General features: G+C 63.7%; 15 protein-coding genes. 7 read left to right on the top strand and 8 right to left on the bottom strand.

Annotated elements, in window-relative coordinates; all coding sequences use genetic code 11:
• Window positions 1-48: 48 nt before the first annotated feature.
• The 3 genes from ACN5AZ_RS15595 to ACN5AZ_RS15585 all read right to left on the bottom strand — a co-directional run bounded on the left by ACN5AZ_RS15595 (window position 49) and on the right by ACN5AZ_RS15585 (window position 3,837).
• A complete protein-coding gene (locus tag ACN5AZ_RS15595) occupies window positions 49-561 on the bottom strand; it encodes a hypothetical protein (protein ID WP_419429824.1) in 513 nt (170 codons plus the stop codon).
• A 217-nt stretch (window positions 562-778) separates the two neighbouring features.
• Window positions 779-2,953 (bottom strand): esterase-like activity of phytase family protein, encoded by a 2,175-nt coding sequence (locus ACN5AZ_RS15590; protein ID WP_419429823.1) that lies wholly within the window; start codon window positions 2,951-2,953, stop codon window positions 779-781.
• A gap of 77 nt (window positions 2,954-3,030) precedes the next feature.
• On the bottom strand, window positions 3,031-3,837 hold the full coding sequence (locus ACN5AZ_RS15585; protein ID WP_419429822.1) for an alpha/beta hydrolase: 807 nt from the start codon (window positions 3,835-3,837) through the stop codon (window positions 3,031-3,033).
• Window positions 3,838-3,899: 62 nt separating this feature from the next.
• Between ACN5AZ_RS15585 and ACN5AZ_RS15580 the strand changes: the two genes are divergently transcribed.
• The 7 genes from ACN5AZ_RS15580 to ACN5AZ_RS15550 all read left to right on the top strand — a co-directional run bounded on the left by ACN5AZ_RS15580 (window position 3,900) and on the right by ACN5AZ_RS15550 (window position 9,428).
• Window positions 3,900-5,375: an NAD-dependent succinate-semialdehyde dehydrogenase gene (locus tag ACN5AZ_RS15580; RefSeq protein ID WP_419429821.1), complete on the top strand. Its 1,476-nt coding sequence runs from the start codon at window positions 3,900-3,902 to the stop codon at window positions 5,373-5,375.
• The gene (locus ACN5AZ_RS15575; RefSeq protein WP_419429820.1) at window positions 5,372-5,749 is read left to right on the top strand and encodes a hypothetical protein; all 378 of its coding nucleotides are present in this window, start codon (window positions 5,372-5,374) and stop codon (window positions 5,747-5,749) included. The genes ACN5AZ_RS15580 and ACN5AZ_RS15575 overlap by 4 nt, the downstream gene beginning before the upstream one ends.
• On the top strand, window positions 5,742-6,653 hold the full coding sequence (locus ACN5AZ_RS15570; protein ID WP_419429819.1) for a hypothetical protein: 912 nt from the start codon (window positions 5,742-5,744) through the stop codon (window positions 6,651-6,653). Before ACN5AZ_RS15575 ends, ACN5AZ_RS15570 begins: the two co-directional genes overlap by 8 nt.
• 145 nt (window positions 6,654-6,798) lie before the next feature.
• Window positions 6,799-8,004 carry an aminopeptidase P family protein gene (locus ACN5AZ_RS15565; protein WP_419429818.1) on the top strand — a complete coding sequence of 402 codons (1,206 nt, stop codon included), beginning with the start codon at window positions 6,799-6,801 and terminating at the stop codon, window positions 8,002-8,004.
• 103 nt (window positions 8,005-8,107) lie between these two features.
• Window positions 8,108-8,431, top strand: a complete 324-nt coding sequence (locus ACN5AZ_RS15560) for a hypothetical protein (protein ID WP_419429817.1) — start codon at window positions 8,108-8,110, stop codon at window positions 8,429-8,431.
• Between the two features lie 101 nt (window positions 8,432-8,532).
• Complete coding sequence (locus ACN5AZ_RS15555; RefSeq protein ID WP_419429816.1) at window positions 8,533-8,799, top strand: hypothetical protein; 267 nt, start codon at window positions 8,533-8,535, stop codon at window positions 8,797-8,799.
• A 17-nt stretch (window positions 8,800-8,816) separates the two neighbouring features.
• Complete coding sequence (locus tag ACN5AZ_RS15550) at window positions 8,817-9,428, top strand: DUF1523 family protein (RefSeq protein WP_419429815.1); 612 nt, start codon at window positions 8,817-8,819, stop codon at window positions 9,426-9,428.
• Between the two features lie 39 nt (window positions 9,429-9,467).
• Here the strand turns inward: ACN5AZ_RS15550 and ACN5AZ_RS15545 are convergent, their stop codons facing one another.
• From ACN5AZ_RS15545 to ACN5AZ_RS15525, 5 genes are all read right to left on the bottom strand, one after another.
• Window positions 9,468-10,451, bottom strand: coding sequence for an ester cyclase (locus ACN5AZ_RS15545; RefSeq protein WP_419429814.1), 984 nt, complete (start codon window positions 10,449-10,451; stop codon window positions 9,468-9,470).
• A gap of 10 nt (window positions 10,452-10,461) precedes the next feature.
• Window positions 10,462-11,337 (bottom strand): dimethyl sulfoxide reductase anchor subunit family protein, encoded by an 876-nt coding sequence (locus tag ACN5AZ_RS15540; RefSeq protein ID WP_419429813.1) that lies wholly within the window; start codon window positions 11,335-11,337, stop codon window positions 10,462-10,464.
• Window positions 11,338-11,406: 69 nt separating this feature from the next.
• Window positions 11,407-12,156 carry a 4Fe-4S dicluster domain-containing protein gene (locus ACN5AZ_RS15535; protein WP_419429812.1) on the bottom strand — a complete coding sequence of 250 codons (750 nt, stop codon included), beginning with the start codon at window positions 12,154-12,156 and terminating at the stop codon, window positions 11,407-11,409.
• 4 nt (window positions 12,157-12,160) lie between these two features.
• Entirely contained in the window at window positions 12,161-14,956 is a 2,796-nt protein-coding gene (locus ACN5AZ_RS15530) for a molybdopterin oxidoreductase family protein (protein WP_419429811.1), read from the bottom strand.
• Window positions 14,957-15,033: 77 nt separating this feature from the next.
• A complete protein-coding gene (locus ACN5AZ_RS15525; RefSeq protein ID WP_419429810.1) occupies window positions 15,034-16,179 on the bottom strand; it encodes a glycosyltransferase family 4 protein in 1,146 nt (381 codons plus the stop codon).
• Between the last annotated feature and the right edge of the window lie 17 nt (window positions 16,180-16,196).

Here is a 16,196-nt window from a genome sequence, read left to right as displayed (position 1 = left end):
AATCGAAGGGGGCCACGCGGCCCCCTTTTGCGTCAAAGCCTTGGCAAATTATTGACCCGTAGGCCATTGAGGGCGGCGCAGCAGGTCCTCTCGTTGTAGGGTCTGGCCGCGTTCCACCAGCCACAGCGTGGCCGTCAGCCGGTCCGCCGTCCGAAACGCCACAGCAAAGCCCGCCAGCGCCAAAGTTGATGACAGCCACAGCCCCAAGGGCGCGGTTTGCGCCAGCGTCGCCGCAGCCCCCGCCACCAATGTTGCGGTCCACAACTGCATTTCCGCCCGCATTCCGGTGGCCACAGACAGCGGGCACAGGTTCAGATCACCCAGCATGCGCCCGAAGACCGCGCGCTGGAACATAAGCCGCCGCTTCTGCGCATTGACGTAGCTGACCGGTAGATCATCCCGTTGCATCAAATCGTTGGCAATATTGTCGTCCAGCCAGCAGATACGCAGCAAAATCAACAAGGCCGCCCCACCGACCACGGCCGGATCCAACAGCAGCGCGCCCAAGGCACCGGCCCCGACGGCCAGGGCACCGGCGATGATACAAAGTACAAGGTTCACGGCAGGATCCTCCGGCTTGGGTCGGCCCGTTGCGTCTCACCCCATAGGGTGACAGCAAAGCGTTAAGGGCGGGTGTCAACGTGTCTCGGGATCGACGCGACCCTGCGGCCACATCTGCCGGATCAACGCGACATCGCGGGGGTGGTTCCCCTGCCTCATAGGCAAAACGCCCCGCAGATCCTTGCGGGGCGTTCACATTCACGACAGTTTGCCGGTCTTAGTCAGCGGATCCCACCGCCCAGAAGAACGTCTCGCCAGAGCTGTCATCGACGCCATCGTTGTCGGTCGAGGCCCAGATCGTGCCGTCCGCCATGATGGCCAGCCCTTCGACCTTATCGACCACATAGCCGCCCTGCGCCTGCAACATCGGCAGCAGATCGGCGACCTCTTCCTTGGTCACCACGGGCAGGGTGCCCCCAAGCGCCGCCGGTTGCATATCTGCGGCGGGGATGCGGTAGATCTTTTTCGTCACAGCGTTGCCGCCGATCTGGTTATCCCGCTCGATCACATAGAAGAAATCCCCATGCGCGGTGATCTCGGACAGGCCGACCCAGCCGCTGTCCGGCGCGGCCTTGGGATAATGCACAGCCCCCCATTCGCCACTGTCGGTGTTGTAGGACACCAGTTTAACATGGTCCTTCGGGTCATCGCCCCATTCGCGCTGCACGGCCATCCACAGGGTGTCACCGACTTTGGTGATCCCTTCAAATCCGAACCGCTTTTCCACGGCCATCAGCTCGGACGGCAAGCCGATTTCGGCGTCAATCTCGCCCTCTGCGGTGACGTGATAGATCGCATGCGGGATCACACGGTCGGTGCGGCCCTCGGACGCGACCCAGAAGCCACCCTCGCCATCCAGCGTGATGCCTTCAAGGTCGAGCTTTTGCGCACGGTCGCCATTGGTGCGGGTGATCTCGATCGCATCGATAATCCGCGCGGGCGTCTGCGTGCTGTCGATCTTGAAGATCGTCGGCTGGTAGCCGTAGAAGCTGTCGTTCACCGCCCAGACGATGCCATCCGCATCCGCCACCATGCCCGAAATCGCACCCCAGCCAATCAGACGGTCCGCCCCTGCGGAGGTCAGCTGCGGATAGGCGGCGGGCGCGTCCTGATATTCAAAGATCATGACATGGCTGCGCACGCCGCCGTCCTCGATCAGGTCGACCTCGTTCGCGGAGACCAGCAGGTTGCGATCCGGGATGGCAACATAGCCCTCCGGCCCGATGCCCGACGGCAAAAGCTGGTGCAGGCGCGGCGCTGTCGGATCGGTCGCGTCATAGACACCCACGGCAGAGCCGCGCTCTGACCCGATAAAGACGAAAGGCGTGCCACCAAAGGTTCCGGTCTCCACCGATTCCGGTTCCACCCCTTTGGCGTCCGAGCGTTTGTCGGGGTAATGGCCGATCTGGATCAGGGCGTGCTCAAAACTGTTGCCCGCCTCGAACACCACCGTGCCATCCTTGTGAAAGATCGTCCAAGACCGCGAGCCACCGTCCATGTCGCCTTCGTTCGCTGTGGCAAAGTGGTTGTCGTCGATCCATTTAACCGCATCGGGTTCACGCAGACGGTTGGGCTGTTCCTTGTCGAAATTCAGCGATCCGCGTTCGTCCAGCGTGTCGATCTGCGTCAGATCCACGCCGCCGGCGGGGAAATGGCTCAACAGCGTGCCATCCGCCGCGACAACGGCGATATGGTTGTTTTCCTGCAGGGTGACGACGGTTTCACCCAGCCCATTGATGTCGACGAATTCCGGTTCGGGGTCTTCGGGCGACACCTCTGCCAGATCCGTCAGGGCGACGGTCTGCAGGCTGTCACAGGTCAGGCCGCCATCATTGAGCGCGCCGATCACAAGGAACCCGGCAGGCATTTGGCCAGTGCGACCATCGCCTGCGTCCTCGTCGCGTTCGTTTTCGATGGCCACGGCGATGCGGCTGCCGTCCTTGGACACCGCCACGCTGTCGGGCTGGCCGCCCAGATCACAGCGGTTGATCTCTTCGCCAGAAGCAAGGTCAATCACGGCCAGATGGCCGCCGGGTTCCTCGTAGGACTTCGAGGTGTTCACCCCCGCAAACGCCACGCTGCCCACAACGCCCACGGCGGTCGGCTCGCCATCCAGCGCGATATTGCCCAGCGGCTTGGGCTGCGCGGGGTCGGTGATGTCGATGCGGCCCAGAACGCCCAGCGGGCTGTCGGTGTAGACCAATGTCATGCCATCCGCTGTGGCGGCGATGATCTCGGCCGAGGTTTCGCGTGCGGTGTCTTCGCCCTCGGCCATGTTGGTCCAGGTGGGAAAGGCCGCGATGCGGTTGAAATGCATGGTGGCGTGGCTCTCGGCCATGGCCGTGCCGGCACTCAGCGCCAATGCGCTGGTCAAACACAAGCTGCGAAACATCTTGGAAACCCTCTGTCGTCTGGTCGGTTGTTTTGTGCCGCCGTGTTAAGAGAGGTTGATGACAGTTTTACGTAAAGTCAGCCCTGTGCGTTCAGAAGGGTCCGCACCAGATCGCTGCCCGGCTCTCCCAGGGGTGCGATGACGTCGAAATGATGCCGCCCCGGCGCAACCACCATGGGGCAGGACCACGCCTGAGACAGCCAGCGCGCCTGATCAAGAAAAGCCGGGCGTTCATTGGCCCCGACCCAGACGGTGACATCCATCACAGGCGGCGGCGCAAGAGCCGGACTTTCGGCAACCGCCTGCGCCTGATCCAGCCCAAGCGTGGCATTCATTGCGGTCTGCATCAGCGGCCGCAGATCCCCAAGCGGAGAGATCGGCACCACAGCCGCGACCCGCCGCGCAACCGGCGCAGACAGAACCCTCGGCATGGCCAGCCGCGCCACCAGATGCCCGCCCGCCGAATGGCCTGTCAGACGGATGGGCCCACCGACACGGCCTGCCGCCGCCTCTACCGCTTGTGCGACCTGCTGCGTGATCTGCGCAATCGTGACATCGGGACACAGATCGTAGGACGGCATGGCCACGGCCCAGCCTGCGGCGCGCGCCCCCTCGGCCAGATCGGACCATGAGGATTTGTCGAACGCCAGCCAATAGCCGCCGTGCACAAAGACAACCAACCCTTTGGCCGCCCCATCGGGAAAAAACAGATCGAGACGCGCGCGCGCCGAGGGACCATAGGCAAGATCAAGCTGGGCCAGACCACGCGCGCCAAGCGCCTCCCGATAGGCTGCCGCAGACGCGTCCCAGCGGGGCGGATATGTCTCGGCATCCTTGATATATCGACCGTTTTCATAGGCCTCGGTCAGATCTTGCTGGGTCATTTGGTCTGTACATCCCTTGCGCTAGATGGTCAGGCTAAGCGCAACACAGCGGAGAGGAAACCATGCTCGACCAAGCGACCGACCTTAAATCTTTGCTGAAGGATCCCGGACTGATCGAAACGCGCGCCTATGTGAACGGCGCCTTTATCGAGACGGGCAAAACCTTCGAGGTGACCAACCCTGCGCGCGGCGATGTCATCGCCGAGGTGACCGATCTGGACCGCAGCGATGTCGCCCGCGCCATTGACGCGGCCTATAGCGCGCAAAAGGAGTGGGCCCGCTGGACCGGCAAGGAACGCGCGCAGGTGCTGCGCAAATGGTTCGACCTGATCATGGAAAATCAGGAAGACCTTGCCATCATCATGACCGCCGAACAGGGCAAACCGCTGGCGGAATCCCGTGGTGAAATCGCCTATGGCGCCAGCTTCATCGAATTCTACGGCGAAGAGGCCAAGCGCATCTACGGCGAGATCATCCCCGGCCACCAGCGTGACAAGCGCATCACCGTGATGAAACAGCCCATCGGCGTGGCCGCGTCAATCACACCGTGGAATTTCCCCACCGCGATGATCACGCGCAAGGCGGGCCCCGCGTTGGCGGCGGGCTGTTCCTTTGTCGGGCGGCCGGCGACGGAGACCCCGCTGTCGGCCACAGCCTTGGCCGTTCTGGCGGACCGCGCGGGCATTCCGGCGGGCGTGTTCAACATTCTGCCATCGACCTCGGCGTCGGACGTGGGCAAGGAGTTCTGCGAGAACGCCAAGGTGCGCAAGCTGACCTTCACCGGATCGACCGCTGTGGGGCGCATCCTGCTGTCGCAGGCCGCCGATCAGGTGATGAAATGTTCCATGGAGCTGGGCGGCAACGCGCCCTTCATCGTCTTTGACGACGCCGATCTGGACGAGGCAGTGCAGGGCGCGATCCAGTGCAAATTCCGCAACAACGGCCAGACCTGCGTCTGTGCCAACCGCATTTACGTGCAGGCGGGCATCTACGACGCCTTCGCGGCCAAGCTGAAGGACGCGGTGTCCAAGATGACCGTGGGCGACGGCTTGAAAGAGGGCACCGACCTTGGCCCGCTTATCACCTCTGACGCCATCAAGAAGGTGCAGGAGCACCTTGAGGACGCGACCTCCAAAGGGGCGACGATCATCCTTGGCGATGGCAAGCCCATGGAAGGTCAGGGGTATTTCCTGCCACCGACCATCGTCACCGGTGTCACGCAGGACATGCAGGTGTCGCAGGACGAAACCTTTGGCCCGCTGGCGCCGCTGTTCAAGTTCGACACCGTCGAGGATGTGATCGAGATGGCCAACGACACGATCTTTGGTCTGGCGTCCTATTTCTACGCCAAGGATCTCAGCCGCGTGTATCAGGTGGCCGAAGCGCTGGAATACGGTATTGTCGGCGTGAACACGGGCATCATTTCCACGGAACTGGCGCCCTTTGGCGGGGTCAAACAGTCCGGTCTGGGCCGCGAAGGCAGCCACCACGGCATCGAGGACTATCTGGAGATGAAATACGTGTGCCTCAGCGTATGACACATGAGCGCTTCGACCTGTTTCAGGTCGAGGCGCCCACATTCGATATGGCCACCGCCTTTCGTGCGGCCCATTCCGGCGACGGCGCGCCGTGGCTGTTGGCTGCACAGGCCGACGAGCTGGCGCGCTACGCTTTGAAACGTGGTGAAGGCATCTGCCTGATGGAAGCCGCAGTGCGCCGCAGCAAGGCCCCCCCGCGCGATGTCGACTGGGAGATCCTCGGCAATGACCGAGACGGGTTCAACTGGGAGGATCACCGCGATCCGATGTTGGCCTATCGCGTCTTTCTTGCAAAACTGAAGAAGGCGCGGTTGGACAAGGTGCAATTGCTGTACAAGCTGTGGCTGCAAAAGGGCACCGCGCGCATTGAGTGACCACGTCGCATGGCTGTACCTCTACCCCGATCTGCAGCGTCGGCTGGTCGAGGGAAAGGCCCGTTTTCTGAGCATCACCTGCGACGTGCTGCGCGACGCCGGTTGGCGCGTCGTGATACGCGACGATTCACCAGAAGAGCTGGCCTTGGCCGCCGAACGTCCGGGCTTTGCCCTGGTGCGGATGATCGCCCCACCCGCCGCAGGCGGGCTGGTGTTCCGGCGCGGTTACCTGAAACCTTTCTGGCATATCGAGCGCTCCGCCGAGCGATGGAACTGGCCGGTGGCGCAGGCGGCGTTTGACCCCGGCACGGTCAAGAAAGACAAGGCGGATCACTTCTATGCCCGCCTGAAACGGCGCACCTTCGCAGATGTAACGCCCCATCAAGGCGGCTACGTTCTTATGCCGCTGCAGGGGAAGCTGAACCAGCAGCGCGGGTTCCAGTCCATGTCACCGCTGGAGATGGTCGAGACCGTTCTGAACAACGATCCTCGCCCCCTGCGCATCACGCTGCACCCGCGTGAAACCTACAGCGAGGCAGAGCTTTCCGCGTTGGAGCGGCTGACACAGCGCCACAGCCATGCAACGGTCAGTCTGGGCGGGTCGGACGCCCTGTTGGCGGGCTGCGATTACGTTGCCACGCAAAATTCCAGCGTGGCGTTCAAGGGCTTTCTGCTGGGCAAACCCGCCGCCCTGTTCGCCCGCAGCGATTTTCACCATATCGCGGCCTGCGTACACGATCTGGGCGCGGCTGAGGCGTTAAGACAAGCCGCCACGATGACCCCCGACTTCGCGGCATATCTGTGGTGGTTCCTACGCGGTCACGCCATCAACGAAAAACGGCCAGATGCGGCGTTGCGTATCCGACAGGCATTGGCGCGCGGTGGCTGGCCCGGGCTGGACTAAACGCTTGCCAATGGGCGCGCCCTTCCGCATTCTGAGCGCGTATCGGCGATGGCGTCGCCGAGGAATGTCTCTCAACGTCCTGTACGCCGGGACCTTCGTTTGCCAGTGCGGCAGGGAAGGGCCCCGCCGCCTATAGGAGCGTTTCATGACAGACCGTCCCGCCTTTTACCGCTTTCACCAGGGCGACCGCGTGTTGCCGTTTACTGCCGCCGAATATGACGCACGGCTGGCAGGGCTGCGCCGCATTATGGCACAGCAAGGGATCGACGCCTGTGTGCTGACATCGATGCACAATGTCGCCTATTACTCGGGCTTTTTGTACTGTGCCTTTGGCCGCCCCTATGCGCTGGTCGTGACGGCGCAGGACAGCGTGACCATCAGCGCGGGCATTGATGCGGCTCAACCGTGGCGGCGCTGCCATGGGGACAACATCACCTACACCGACTGGGCGCGGAACAACTACTGGCGGGCGATCCTGTCCGTCACCGGCACCGGCAAGACCATCGGCATCGAAGGCGACCACCTGTCGCTGTCGCAAAACGCCCTGCTGGAGAGCTTTCTGTCGCCCGCCGCCACGCGCGACATTGCCACGGATACAATGCGGCAGCGGATGCACAAAAGCGCCGCAGAACTGGACCTGATCCGCGCCGGTGCGGCGGTGGCCGATGTGGGCGGCTACGCCATCCGTGACACCATCCGCGAAGGCATCCGCGAAATCGACGTGGCCATGGCGGGGCGTGACGCGATGGAGCTGGAAATCGCCAGCCGGTTTCCCGATGCGGAATACCGCGACACATGGGTCTGGTTCCAGTCGGGCATCAACACCGATGGCGCGCACAACCCCGTCACCGGCCGCAGGCTGCAGCGCGGGGACATCCTGTCGCTGAACTGTTTTCCCATGATCTCGGGGTATTACACGGCGCTGGAGCGGACGCTGTTCGTGGGTGAGGTCGACGACGCCAGCATGGCCATCTGGCAAGCGAACGTCGGCGCGCACGAGCTGGGGATTTCCCTGCTCAAGGCCGGCACGACCTGCGCAGAGGTGACCGAACAGATCAACACCTACTTCGCTGAACGCGACCTGCTGCAATATCGCACCTTTGGCTATGGCCATTCCTTTGGTGTGCTGTCGCATTACTACGGGCGCGAAGCGGGGCTGGAGCTGCGCGAGGATATCGACACCGTTCTGGAAGCGGGGATGGTGATCTCGATGGAGCCGATGCTGACCATCGCAGAGGGCCAGCCGGGCGCAGGCGGCTACCGCGAACATGACATCCTGATCATCACCGAGGACGGGAACGAGAACATCACAGGCTACCCCTATGGCCCCGAGGGCAATGTCATAGGCTGATGTATCATGGGCGGGGACGATCCCCGCCCTACGCCACGGCGCTTTTGGGGCAAGTTGCGCGCGCTCACTTGTATTGCGCGAAGGGGCCGCCACATTATCCGACATGATCGCAGGCCTTTTGATCCCCGCCCTTGCCCTTGTGGCGCTGACCATCGCGGTGGTGCGCGGTGTCGAACGGTGTGTCCCCGAAAGCATCCCGGGGCTCGCTGCCTTGGCCGCCATATCCGCCCTGCTGATCTGGGGGCTGAGCGCTGTGCTGTTCGCCACGCTTTACGCCGCACAACTGTCATCGATCACCGCTTTGGCGGGGACAGGGGGCTGGCGGCATTTCCTGAAGCTCGGCGCACAGGCGGCGCTGATCTGGGGCCCGATCGTTTTGTTGGTGGTCAGCACCGCGCCCCGCCGATGGACCACCGCCGAGTGGTGAGCACAGGCCACAACCGCAGCCCTATTCCATGACGACGCAACGATAGTGATTGATTTCACGCCGCGATCCCCGCAGGCACGAGGCGAGGGAGACGCGCGATCATGCTGGGCTTTTTGCGATTTTCGGTTCTGGCCTTTGCGCTGAGCACACTGACCTTTCTGGTGCTGTGGTTCCACTTTCGCATCCGTCGCCGTCGCTTGATCCAGAAAGCATGGAAAGAAGACCACAGCCACCGCAAGCTGCAGGTCTACCTCGCCGAGGAACACGCGCGATGGGACCGGATTCGCCGTAGAAACCTGATTGTGCTGGTCTATGTCTTGCCCTTGTGTCTAGTGACGACCATCATCTACCTGACGAACTTCCACTGAAAGGCTTCGCCGCTGCCATGAGATATGTGAAATGGGTCTTTGTCGCGCTGTTCTGGCTGCTGGTGGCGGCTGTTCTGCATTACACGCTGCCGCAACACGATATTGCGCGCATCACCGACACCTATGAAAAGCGCGTCGATCCCGGCGAGAACAGCTGGTTCTGGGCGCAGGCCGATGTGGGTGCCGACGGGACCGTGCCGAACCGCGATGTGTTCTTTATCCAGACGCGGCGCGACAGCGGGGACATCATGGTCTACCGCAATGAGGACACCGGCTGGGGCTGGCCGCCCTACTTCAAGTTCGACACCTCGAACCTGCAGGCCGAAGCCGCCGATCTGAAATCCACAGCGGACAACCCGCGCTGGGTGGCCATCCGCCACTATGGATGGCGCAATGAATTCCTCAGTATTTTCCCGAATGCCGTCAGTCTGCGCGAAGTCGACGGGCCTGACCAGACCATCATCCCGTGGATCACAATCATCACGCTGGTCATTCTGGCGGCAGTGTTCTGGGCGGTGCGCGTGCGTTGGAACCGATTCTGGGACCGCCGCGTCTCACCCGCGTTCGAGGATGCGAGCGACCGCGTGGCCATCAGCGGCGCACGGTTGAAGGACCGTTTCAAAGGCTGAACCGTCTCTGGCGGGGTGAATGCGCCCCGCCTGTCATGCCTATAGCGCCCCGGTCGACAACAGGATCTGCCGCCAAACCGCCACGGGGTCAAACAGGGTCCAATCCCGCAAGACCCCCTCAGGGCCAAAGCTGACCTGCGTCATGCCCATGACCAACACCTCCGCCCCGCTGGGGGGACCAAAGGTGCCGAACCCGTCGTGACGCCCGCGCAAGCTCCAACGCGCGCTGGCCTGTGGGCTGTCCAAGGGCTCTTCCATCCCGATCACATGGTCGAGCGTGAACACCGCATCGGGAAAGGACGCCCGCAATCCCGCCCAGACCGCCTGCGCCTGTTCCAGACCGGCCAGCGTTTCACCACCGGGATAGTTCAGTTCGGCGGCGCGATCATAGTGGCGCACGATCTGTGCAAGATCCCCTGCCATGACGCCTTGCAGGATCTCGCGCAGGGTCGAAGCGGGCGGGCTGTCATCCCCCTGACTGCCGTGGCGCGCAGAGATATCCGCATCAACGCCCAGAGGGGCACGCGCGTGACCAACCCCGCCCTCGGCCACGATCCCACGGCGGGCGGCCTGCTCGGGCGAGAGTCCTTGCGCCCTGTACACCGCAGCATGGTCCGCAATCTGCCAGTGATCGACCACCTGATTGCCGCGACACCACCGCTCTGACAGGGTGCGGTAGCCGATCTGCTGGCCCGTGGGCGCACCAAACAGGCCACAGCCGTCGTGATGGCCCTGCACATACTGCCGCTCTGCCGCCGCAAAGGAGGTATAGCCGCTTTGCCCCCAAAGCATGTCCTCTGGCAGGTAGGCGACATCGGGCATGGCGGCCAGTTCGGCTTGCGCCGTGGCGGCAATCGCTGCAGGACCTTCGGAGATTCCCATGGGCGTGATCAGCCGGGCGTCAGGGGCGTAACGCTGCGCGATCCGGTCGAACCGGCGGGCGGTCCAGATCTCCTGCCGCAGGGTCGACACGAACTCTGCCGCGTCTTGCCATGCTTCATCAAATCCCGGCAGAAATGGCATTGCGCCTCCTTTATGCTTGGGCCGTCCGCGCGCCATAATACAAACCGACCACATGTTCGGCCTCGGCAAAGAACAACCAGCGTGACGTGCAAACACCGGCCAGATGGCTCAGCACCGCCAGCAGGCCAAAGACATGCGGATAGGGGGCGAGCAAGGCGAGCGCAGGCACCACAGCCGCCAACACCACCGCGATCACACGCAGCTTGTCCGCATGGCGGCGGGCGACAACGAACATCATCTCGCGCGTCAGGTAGTTTTCACCCGTGTGCGGCGGGGCAAAGACGCGCGGCTGCGCCAGACCGGTGGCGGTGGATGCGGTCGACGGGCTTCGCTGCACCCGTGAATCTGCGGCCAGCCACCAGACGACCTGCACCACACCCGACGCCAGCAACAGCACCATGGCGATCTGCACACGCCCCGACAGCAGCGCCCCGCCGGTGACCGCATAGGCCAGAAAGACCAAGGGCGTGGACCAGTGATGCCAGCGTGGCACGGTCTTCAGCTGGGTGTAGATCATCGCGGTCGCCCCCACGGTCGCCAGCGCAAGCCCCGCGCCCAGCGCCCCCAACACCGGATGCCCCTGCCCCAGAAACACCAGACCGGCGGCCTGCAACCCGTTGACCACCAAGGCCGCGCAGGCCAGCCAGGCCTCGCGCGACAGCCAACTGCTGCGCCATTGCGTAAACGCCTTGAGCGCGCGTTCCGGTCGGCCCAGATGGCGGGTCGACGACGCAAGCCCCGCCAAAGCGCAGCCAAAGGCAATCGCGTAAAAGGCAAAGGCCACCCACCCCGTGGGCGGCGTCGCATCCAGCCCAAGCCACGCCATCAGGCCAAAGCCGAGGCCGGACAACACCGTGAAGGCGATCAAGGAAGGGGCTGGATGCATAGGCGTGCCTTTTGCGGGTCGGGGCGCGGCTGGCGGAAACCGCGCCCCGCATGTCTCACCCGTCGGTTGTCAAATTTTGGTTAATGTCCGGTCAAGCCAGCCGAGAAATCCGCGCGCGTCCTCGGCCACAGGCGCAAGGAAGGGCGCCAGAATGTCGACCTCTTCGGACCAGTCGTCGCGCGGGCGGGGGGGCAGGTATTTGTTGACCGGTCGGGTGCCCTGCTCTGGCATCAGATCAAAACCGCCGCGCTCTTCCACCAGTGTCGAGATGGCGGAGTTCGGGTCTGACAGATCTCCGAAATGGCGCGCGCCCGCAGGGCAGGTGCGCACACAGGCGGGCAGGCGATCCTCTTCGGGCAGGTTTTCGTTGTAGATGCGGTCGACGCAAAGGGTGCATTTCTTCATCACCCCTTCGGCGGCATCCAGCTCCCGCGCGCCATAGGGGCAGGCCCACGCACACAGCCCGCATCCGATGCAATCGCTTTCGTTGACCAGAACGATGCCATCCTCGACCCGCTTGTAGCTTGCCCCCGTCGGGCAGACGGTGACGCAGGGCGCATCATCGCAATGCAGACAGCTTTTGGGGAAATGCACCATCTGCGCGGCACCGGCGTCGGGCGTGACCTCGTAGCTGTGCACACGGTTGAGGAACGTGCCGCTGGGCTCGGCCCCATAGGGCTGCTGGTCCGACAGGGGCGCACCGTAGTTCTGTGTGTTCCAGCCTTTGCAGGACACCACACAGGCATGACAGCCGACGCAGGTGTCGAGATCGATCACAAGACCAAGCTTGCGGTCTGTCATCTTGGGCAGGGTGGTCATGGCATCAATCCTTTACCTGCCAGCGCACATCGGTGGGGGGCGCGGGCACCGGGCTCGACTGTGGCGGGATCGGATTGGTGGGCGGCGCGGATTTCTCGATCCGCACCCGCAGATCAAACCAAGCCGCCTGCCCCGTCACCGGGTCCGAATTGGACCAGCGCAGCCCGTCCCCTTTTGGCGGCAAAAGCTCGTGGATCAGATGGTTCAGCAGGAACCCTTTTTTGGCCTCAGGCGCATCCTCGGACAACGCCCAGGCGCCGGCGCGTTTGCCGATCGCGTTCCATGTCCAGATGGTATTGGGGTTCAGCGCCGCCATTTCCGCCACCGGCACGGTCACCTGACCATGCGGCGATGTCACACGCGCCCAATCGCCATCCCGCAAGCCATGTTCACGCATCACCGCCGTGGGAAGATACATCGGGTTGTGGCCATGGATCTGGCGCAGCCATGCGTTCTGACTGCCCCAACTGTGGTACATCGCCATCGGGCGTTGGGTCAAAGCGTGCAGCGGATAGCCCTGTGGCGCGGGGGGTGCTGTCCATTCTGGCAAGGGGGTCATCGCCGCCGCCAAGGGCGCGCGCAGATGGTCGGGCGGCTGCAGATCTCCATGCCCTTCGGCGGCGCGCTGGAAGCGGCGCAGCGGCTCGGAATACAGGGTAAACCGATAGGGGGACGGTGCATCCTGCAGGCCGGTCTGGACCGCCCACGCCTGATAGGCGGCGTTCCACGGCTTGAAATAGCGCGCCTCTTCGGGGAGGTGCATTTCGCAAAAGCCGCCATTGGCCACGTAGCTGTCGATCTGCGCGGCATTGGGCGCACCGCGCCCGTGTTGCACGCCGCCGTCCCCCATGCGCCAACCGGCCAGCGGCCCGACACCGGGGCGGCGTTCGTGGCGCATGATATAGTCGGCGTAATCGGCATAGGTGGCGGTGCCGTCCGGCTGCACCATCCCCGGCAGCCCCATCCGCGCCCCCAGATCCAGCAGCACCGATTGAAAGCCCCGCACATCGCGGTCTGGCGCGACAACCGGCCAGCGGATGGCGTCTGCCGCTGCATCAGGCTCGGACACCGGACGGTCCAGCAGGGAAATGCAGTCATGCCGCTCCAGATAGGTGGTGTCGGGCAGGATCAGATCCGCATAGGCCACCATTTCAGACGAATAGGCATCGGAGTAGATGATGCGCGGGATCACATAGGCGCCGGTCTCATCAGTGCGCGACAGCATTTCCATCACGCCGCGCGTGTTCATCGACGAATTCCACGCCATATTCGCCATGTACAAAAACAGCGTATCGATGCGGTAGGGATCGCCCGCCACGGCGTTGGAGATCACCATATGCATCAGCCCATGGACCGACAGCGGATTTTCCCAGCTGAATGCCTTGTCGATGCGCAGGGGGGCTCCGGCATCGTCCACGGCCAGATCTTCGGGCCCCATGGGATAGCCCAGCGGCGGCCCGTCCAGCGGCTGGCCTGCACGCGCCTGCGCATGGGGTTTGGGGTGGGCGTCTGCCGGTTTGGGATAGGGCGGCTTGAACCGCATGCCCCCCGGCGTCTCAACCGCGCCCAGAAGGATCTGCAGCATATGCAGCGCCCGCGCGGTCTGAAAGCCGTTGGCATGGGCGGAAATCCCGCGCATCGCATGAAAGGCCACCCCGCGCCCGACCATCTTGTTATGCTGCACGCCATGCCAGTCAGTCCATGGTTGATCGATCACCACCGGATCCTCAAAGGCGGCGCGCGCGATCTGGCCGGCCAAGGCGTGGATCTGTTCGGCGGGCACCCCGCAACGGCTGGCGACCGCCTCGGGCGCGTATTCAGGCTTTAGATAGGTTTCGGCCAGCCGGTGCAGCACGGTCACATGGGTCAGCCCCGCCTGACGGACCTGCCCGCCGGGATCGGCCGCGACCCCCGCTGTGTCGACGGGCACGGCCCGCCCGGTGGCGCGATCCACCACCTGCGCCCGCCCCTGCGTATCGCGCAGCAACAACCCGTAACTGTCCGATTTCGGGTCACAATCAATCAGCAAAGGCGCGTCGGTGTAACGTGTCAGGTACTCCACGTCGATCCGCCCGGCCCGCAGCAGGCAGTGGACCAAAGATAGGATCAAAAGCCCATCTGTCCCCGGCGTGATGCCCACCCATTCATCGGCAATGGCATTATACCCCGAGCGCACCGGATTGACGCCGATCACCTTGGCCCCGCGCGCCTTGAGCTTGCCCAAACCCATCTTGATCGGATTGCTGTCGTGGTCCTCGGCGACACCGAACAGGATGAACAGCTTGGTATGATCCCAGTCGGGCGCGCCGAATTCCCAGAACGCCCCGCCCATCGTGTAGATGCCCGCAGCTGCCATATTCACAGAACAAAATCCGCCGTGTGCGGCGAAATTCGGTGTCCCGAACTGCTGCGCCCACCAGCCCGTCAGGGACTGCGACTGATCCCGCCCCGTGAAAAAGGCCAGCTTTTCCGGTGCGGTGTCGCGCAGCGGCTTCATCCAGGACACCGCAAGGTCGAGCGCTTCGTCCCAGGATATCTCCTCGAATTCGCCCGAACCGCGCGGGCCCACCCGCCGCAACGGTGCGCGGAGGCGGGCGGGCGAATTGTGCTGCATGATCCCGGCGGACCCTTTGGCGCAAAGAACGCCCTTGTTTACCGGATGGTCGCGGTTGCCCTCGATATAGGCGACCTTGCCGCCTTTGAGGTGGACGTTGATGCCGCAGCGGCAGGCGCACATGTAGCAGGTGGTCTGGCGCACCTCGTCCGAGACCTGTGGCGACGTGTCCACCTTTGGCTGCATGATGACCCTCCCTGCCCCGGCTTTGCCAGACATGGATCAATAGTGCATCAATTCTCGCCCCACGCAAGAGGCTCTGCCTATGTACGTTTGCGATCCACCGCATCGTGCAGTTTGTCGATCACGCGCCTGCCCCAAGCGCCCCAGTTCAACCGCGTCTCATAAGTGGTGCGCGCTGACCGGCTGAGCGCGGCATATCGCGCGGGGTCGGCCCACAGATCGCGGATGATGCGGGCAAAGGCATCCGGCCCCGACCCTTCTGCCAAGGCATAACCGTTTTCGCCGTCCCGCACCGGCACCCCGCCCACGCGCAGACACAGAGACGGCAGGCCGTAGGCAGAGGCCTCGCAAAAGGCGAAACCGTAGCTTTCGTAGGATGGCTGGACGAGGAAATGCGCCGACGATAGTGCCGCATCAAAAACCGCCAAGTCCGCAGGCACAGATTTATCAAGCTGCGGGTGCACCGTGACATGCGCGTTCCGGTGTGCCTGTGGCGGGGTGCAGCCGATCACCGTCAGATGCGCCGCGATCCCATGCCCGCGCAGGATGTTCAGCACCTCAAAGGCTATAGGCCCGCCCTTGGCAAACCAATTGCGCCCGATCACCAGCAGGTTCACCGGGCCCTCCAAGACCCGAGGCCCCGGATCCGGCAGCGGCGGAATGTTCGCCCCCCATTCCACCACATGCCCCACGCCAGCGGCCAGATCGTAGCGTTCGTCAACCGCAGTGCGCAGCCAGTCCGACGGCCACAGCGCCAGATCCAGACGCCGCAGAACCGCCGCCTCGCGCCGCTCGGTCCAGCGGTCCAGCACGCGCCCCATCGAGCGGCCACCATGCGCCGCGCCCACAGCAGATTCGCGGTAAACCGTCTGCACCGCGTCAGAGGTAAAGGCCATGACCATATCCGATGGCACCCGCACCCCCGCCAGACTGTGCAGCGCATAGGCCCCGAACAAAACGTCATAGCCCTGCAGAAAGCTTTGAACCCGCCGTGCGGTCATCGCTCGCAGCGCGTAATGCGCCCGCCACCGCGCCCGCAGGTTCACTCTGTCGGGCATCGCCAGAATGGCCCGGCGTACCGGATCCGCCATCCCCCAGTCCTGCGGCAAAGCCGTTACATCCGCATGCGCCGACAGCGCCTCAAACATACGTGCATTGCCGCCGGAATACAGGTTCGTATCCAGCGGATCCATGTCGCAGAGATAAGCGATGCGCAAACGGGTCATGCCGCTTTGAACCAAAC

It is taken from the genome of Sagittula sp. SSi028, assembly GCF_048553715.1.
Lineage (GTDB): Bacteria > Pseudomonadota > Alphaproteobacteria > Rhodobacterales > Rhodobacteraceae > Sagittula.
This window is presented reverse-complemented; position numbering and strand designations above follow the sequence as displayed.

Coding starts and splice junctions, on each gene's coding strand:
- ACN5AZ_RS15590 (WP_419429823.1), bottom strand. CDS start 2,953: ATGTTTCGCAGCTTGTGTTTGACCAGCGCATTGGCGCTGAGTGCCGGC.
- ACN5AZ_RS15585 (WP_419429822.1), bottom strand. CDS start 3,837: ATGACCCAGCAAGATCTGACCGAGGCCTATGAAAACGGTCGATATATC.
- ACN5AZ_RS15580 (WP_419429821.1), top strand. CDS start 3,900: ATGCTCGACCAAGCGACCGACCTTAAATCTTTGCTGAAGGATCCCGGA.
- ACN5AZ_RS15575 (WP_419429820.1), top strand. CDS start 5,372: ATGACACATGAGCGCTTCGACCTGTTTCAGGTCGAGGCGCCCACATTC.
- ACN5AZ_RS15565 (WP_419429818.1), top strand. CDS start 6,799: ATGACAGACCGTCCCGCCTTTTACCGCTTTCACCAGGGCGACCGCGTG.
- ACN5AZ_RS15560 (WP_419429817.1), top strand. CDS start 8,108: ATGATCGCAGGCCTTTTGATCCCCGCCCTTGCCCTTGTGGCGCTGACC.
- ACN5AZ_RS15555 (WP_419429816.1), top strand. CDS start 8,533: ATGCTGGGCTTTTTGCGATTTTCGGTTCTGGCCTTTGCGCTGAGCACA.
- ACN5AZ_RS15550 (WP_419429815.1), top strand. CDS start 8,817: ATGAGATATGTGAAATGGGTCTTTGTCGCGCTGTTCTGGCTGCTGGTG.
- ACN5AZ_RS15545 (WP_419429814.1), bottom strand. CDS start 10,451: ATGCCATTTCTGCCGGGATTTGATGAAGCATGGCAAGACGCGGCAGAG.
- ACN5AZ_RS15540 (WP_419429813.1), bottom strand. CDS start 11,337: ATGCATCCAGCCCCTTCCTTGATCGCCTTCACGGTGTTGTCCGGCCTC.
- ACN5AZ_RS15535 (WP_419429812.1), bottom strand. CDS start 12,156: ATGACCACCCTGCCCAAGATGACAGACCGCAAGCTTGGTCTTGTGATC.
- ACN5AZ_RS15530 (WP_419429811.1), bottom strand. CDS start 14,956: ATGCAGCCAAAGGTGGACACGTCGCCACAGGTCTCGGACGAGGTGCGC.
- ACN5AZ_RS15525 (WP_419429810.1), bottom strand. CDS start 16,179: ATGACCCGTTTGCGCATCGCTTATCTCTGCGACATGGATCCGCTGGAT.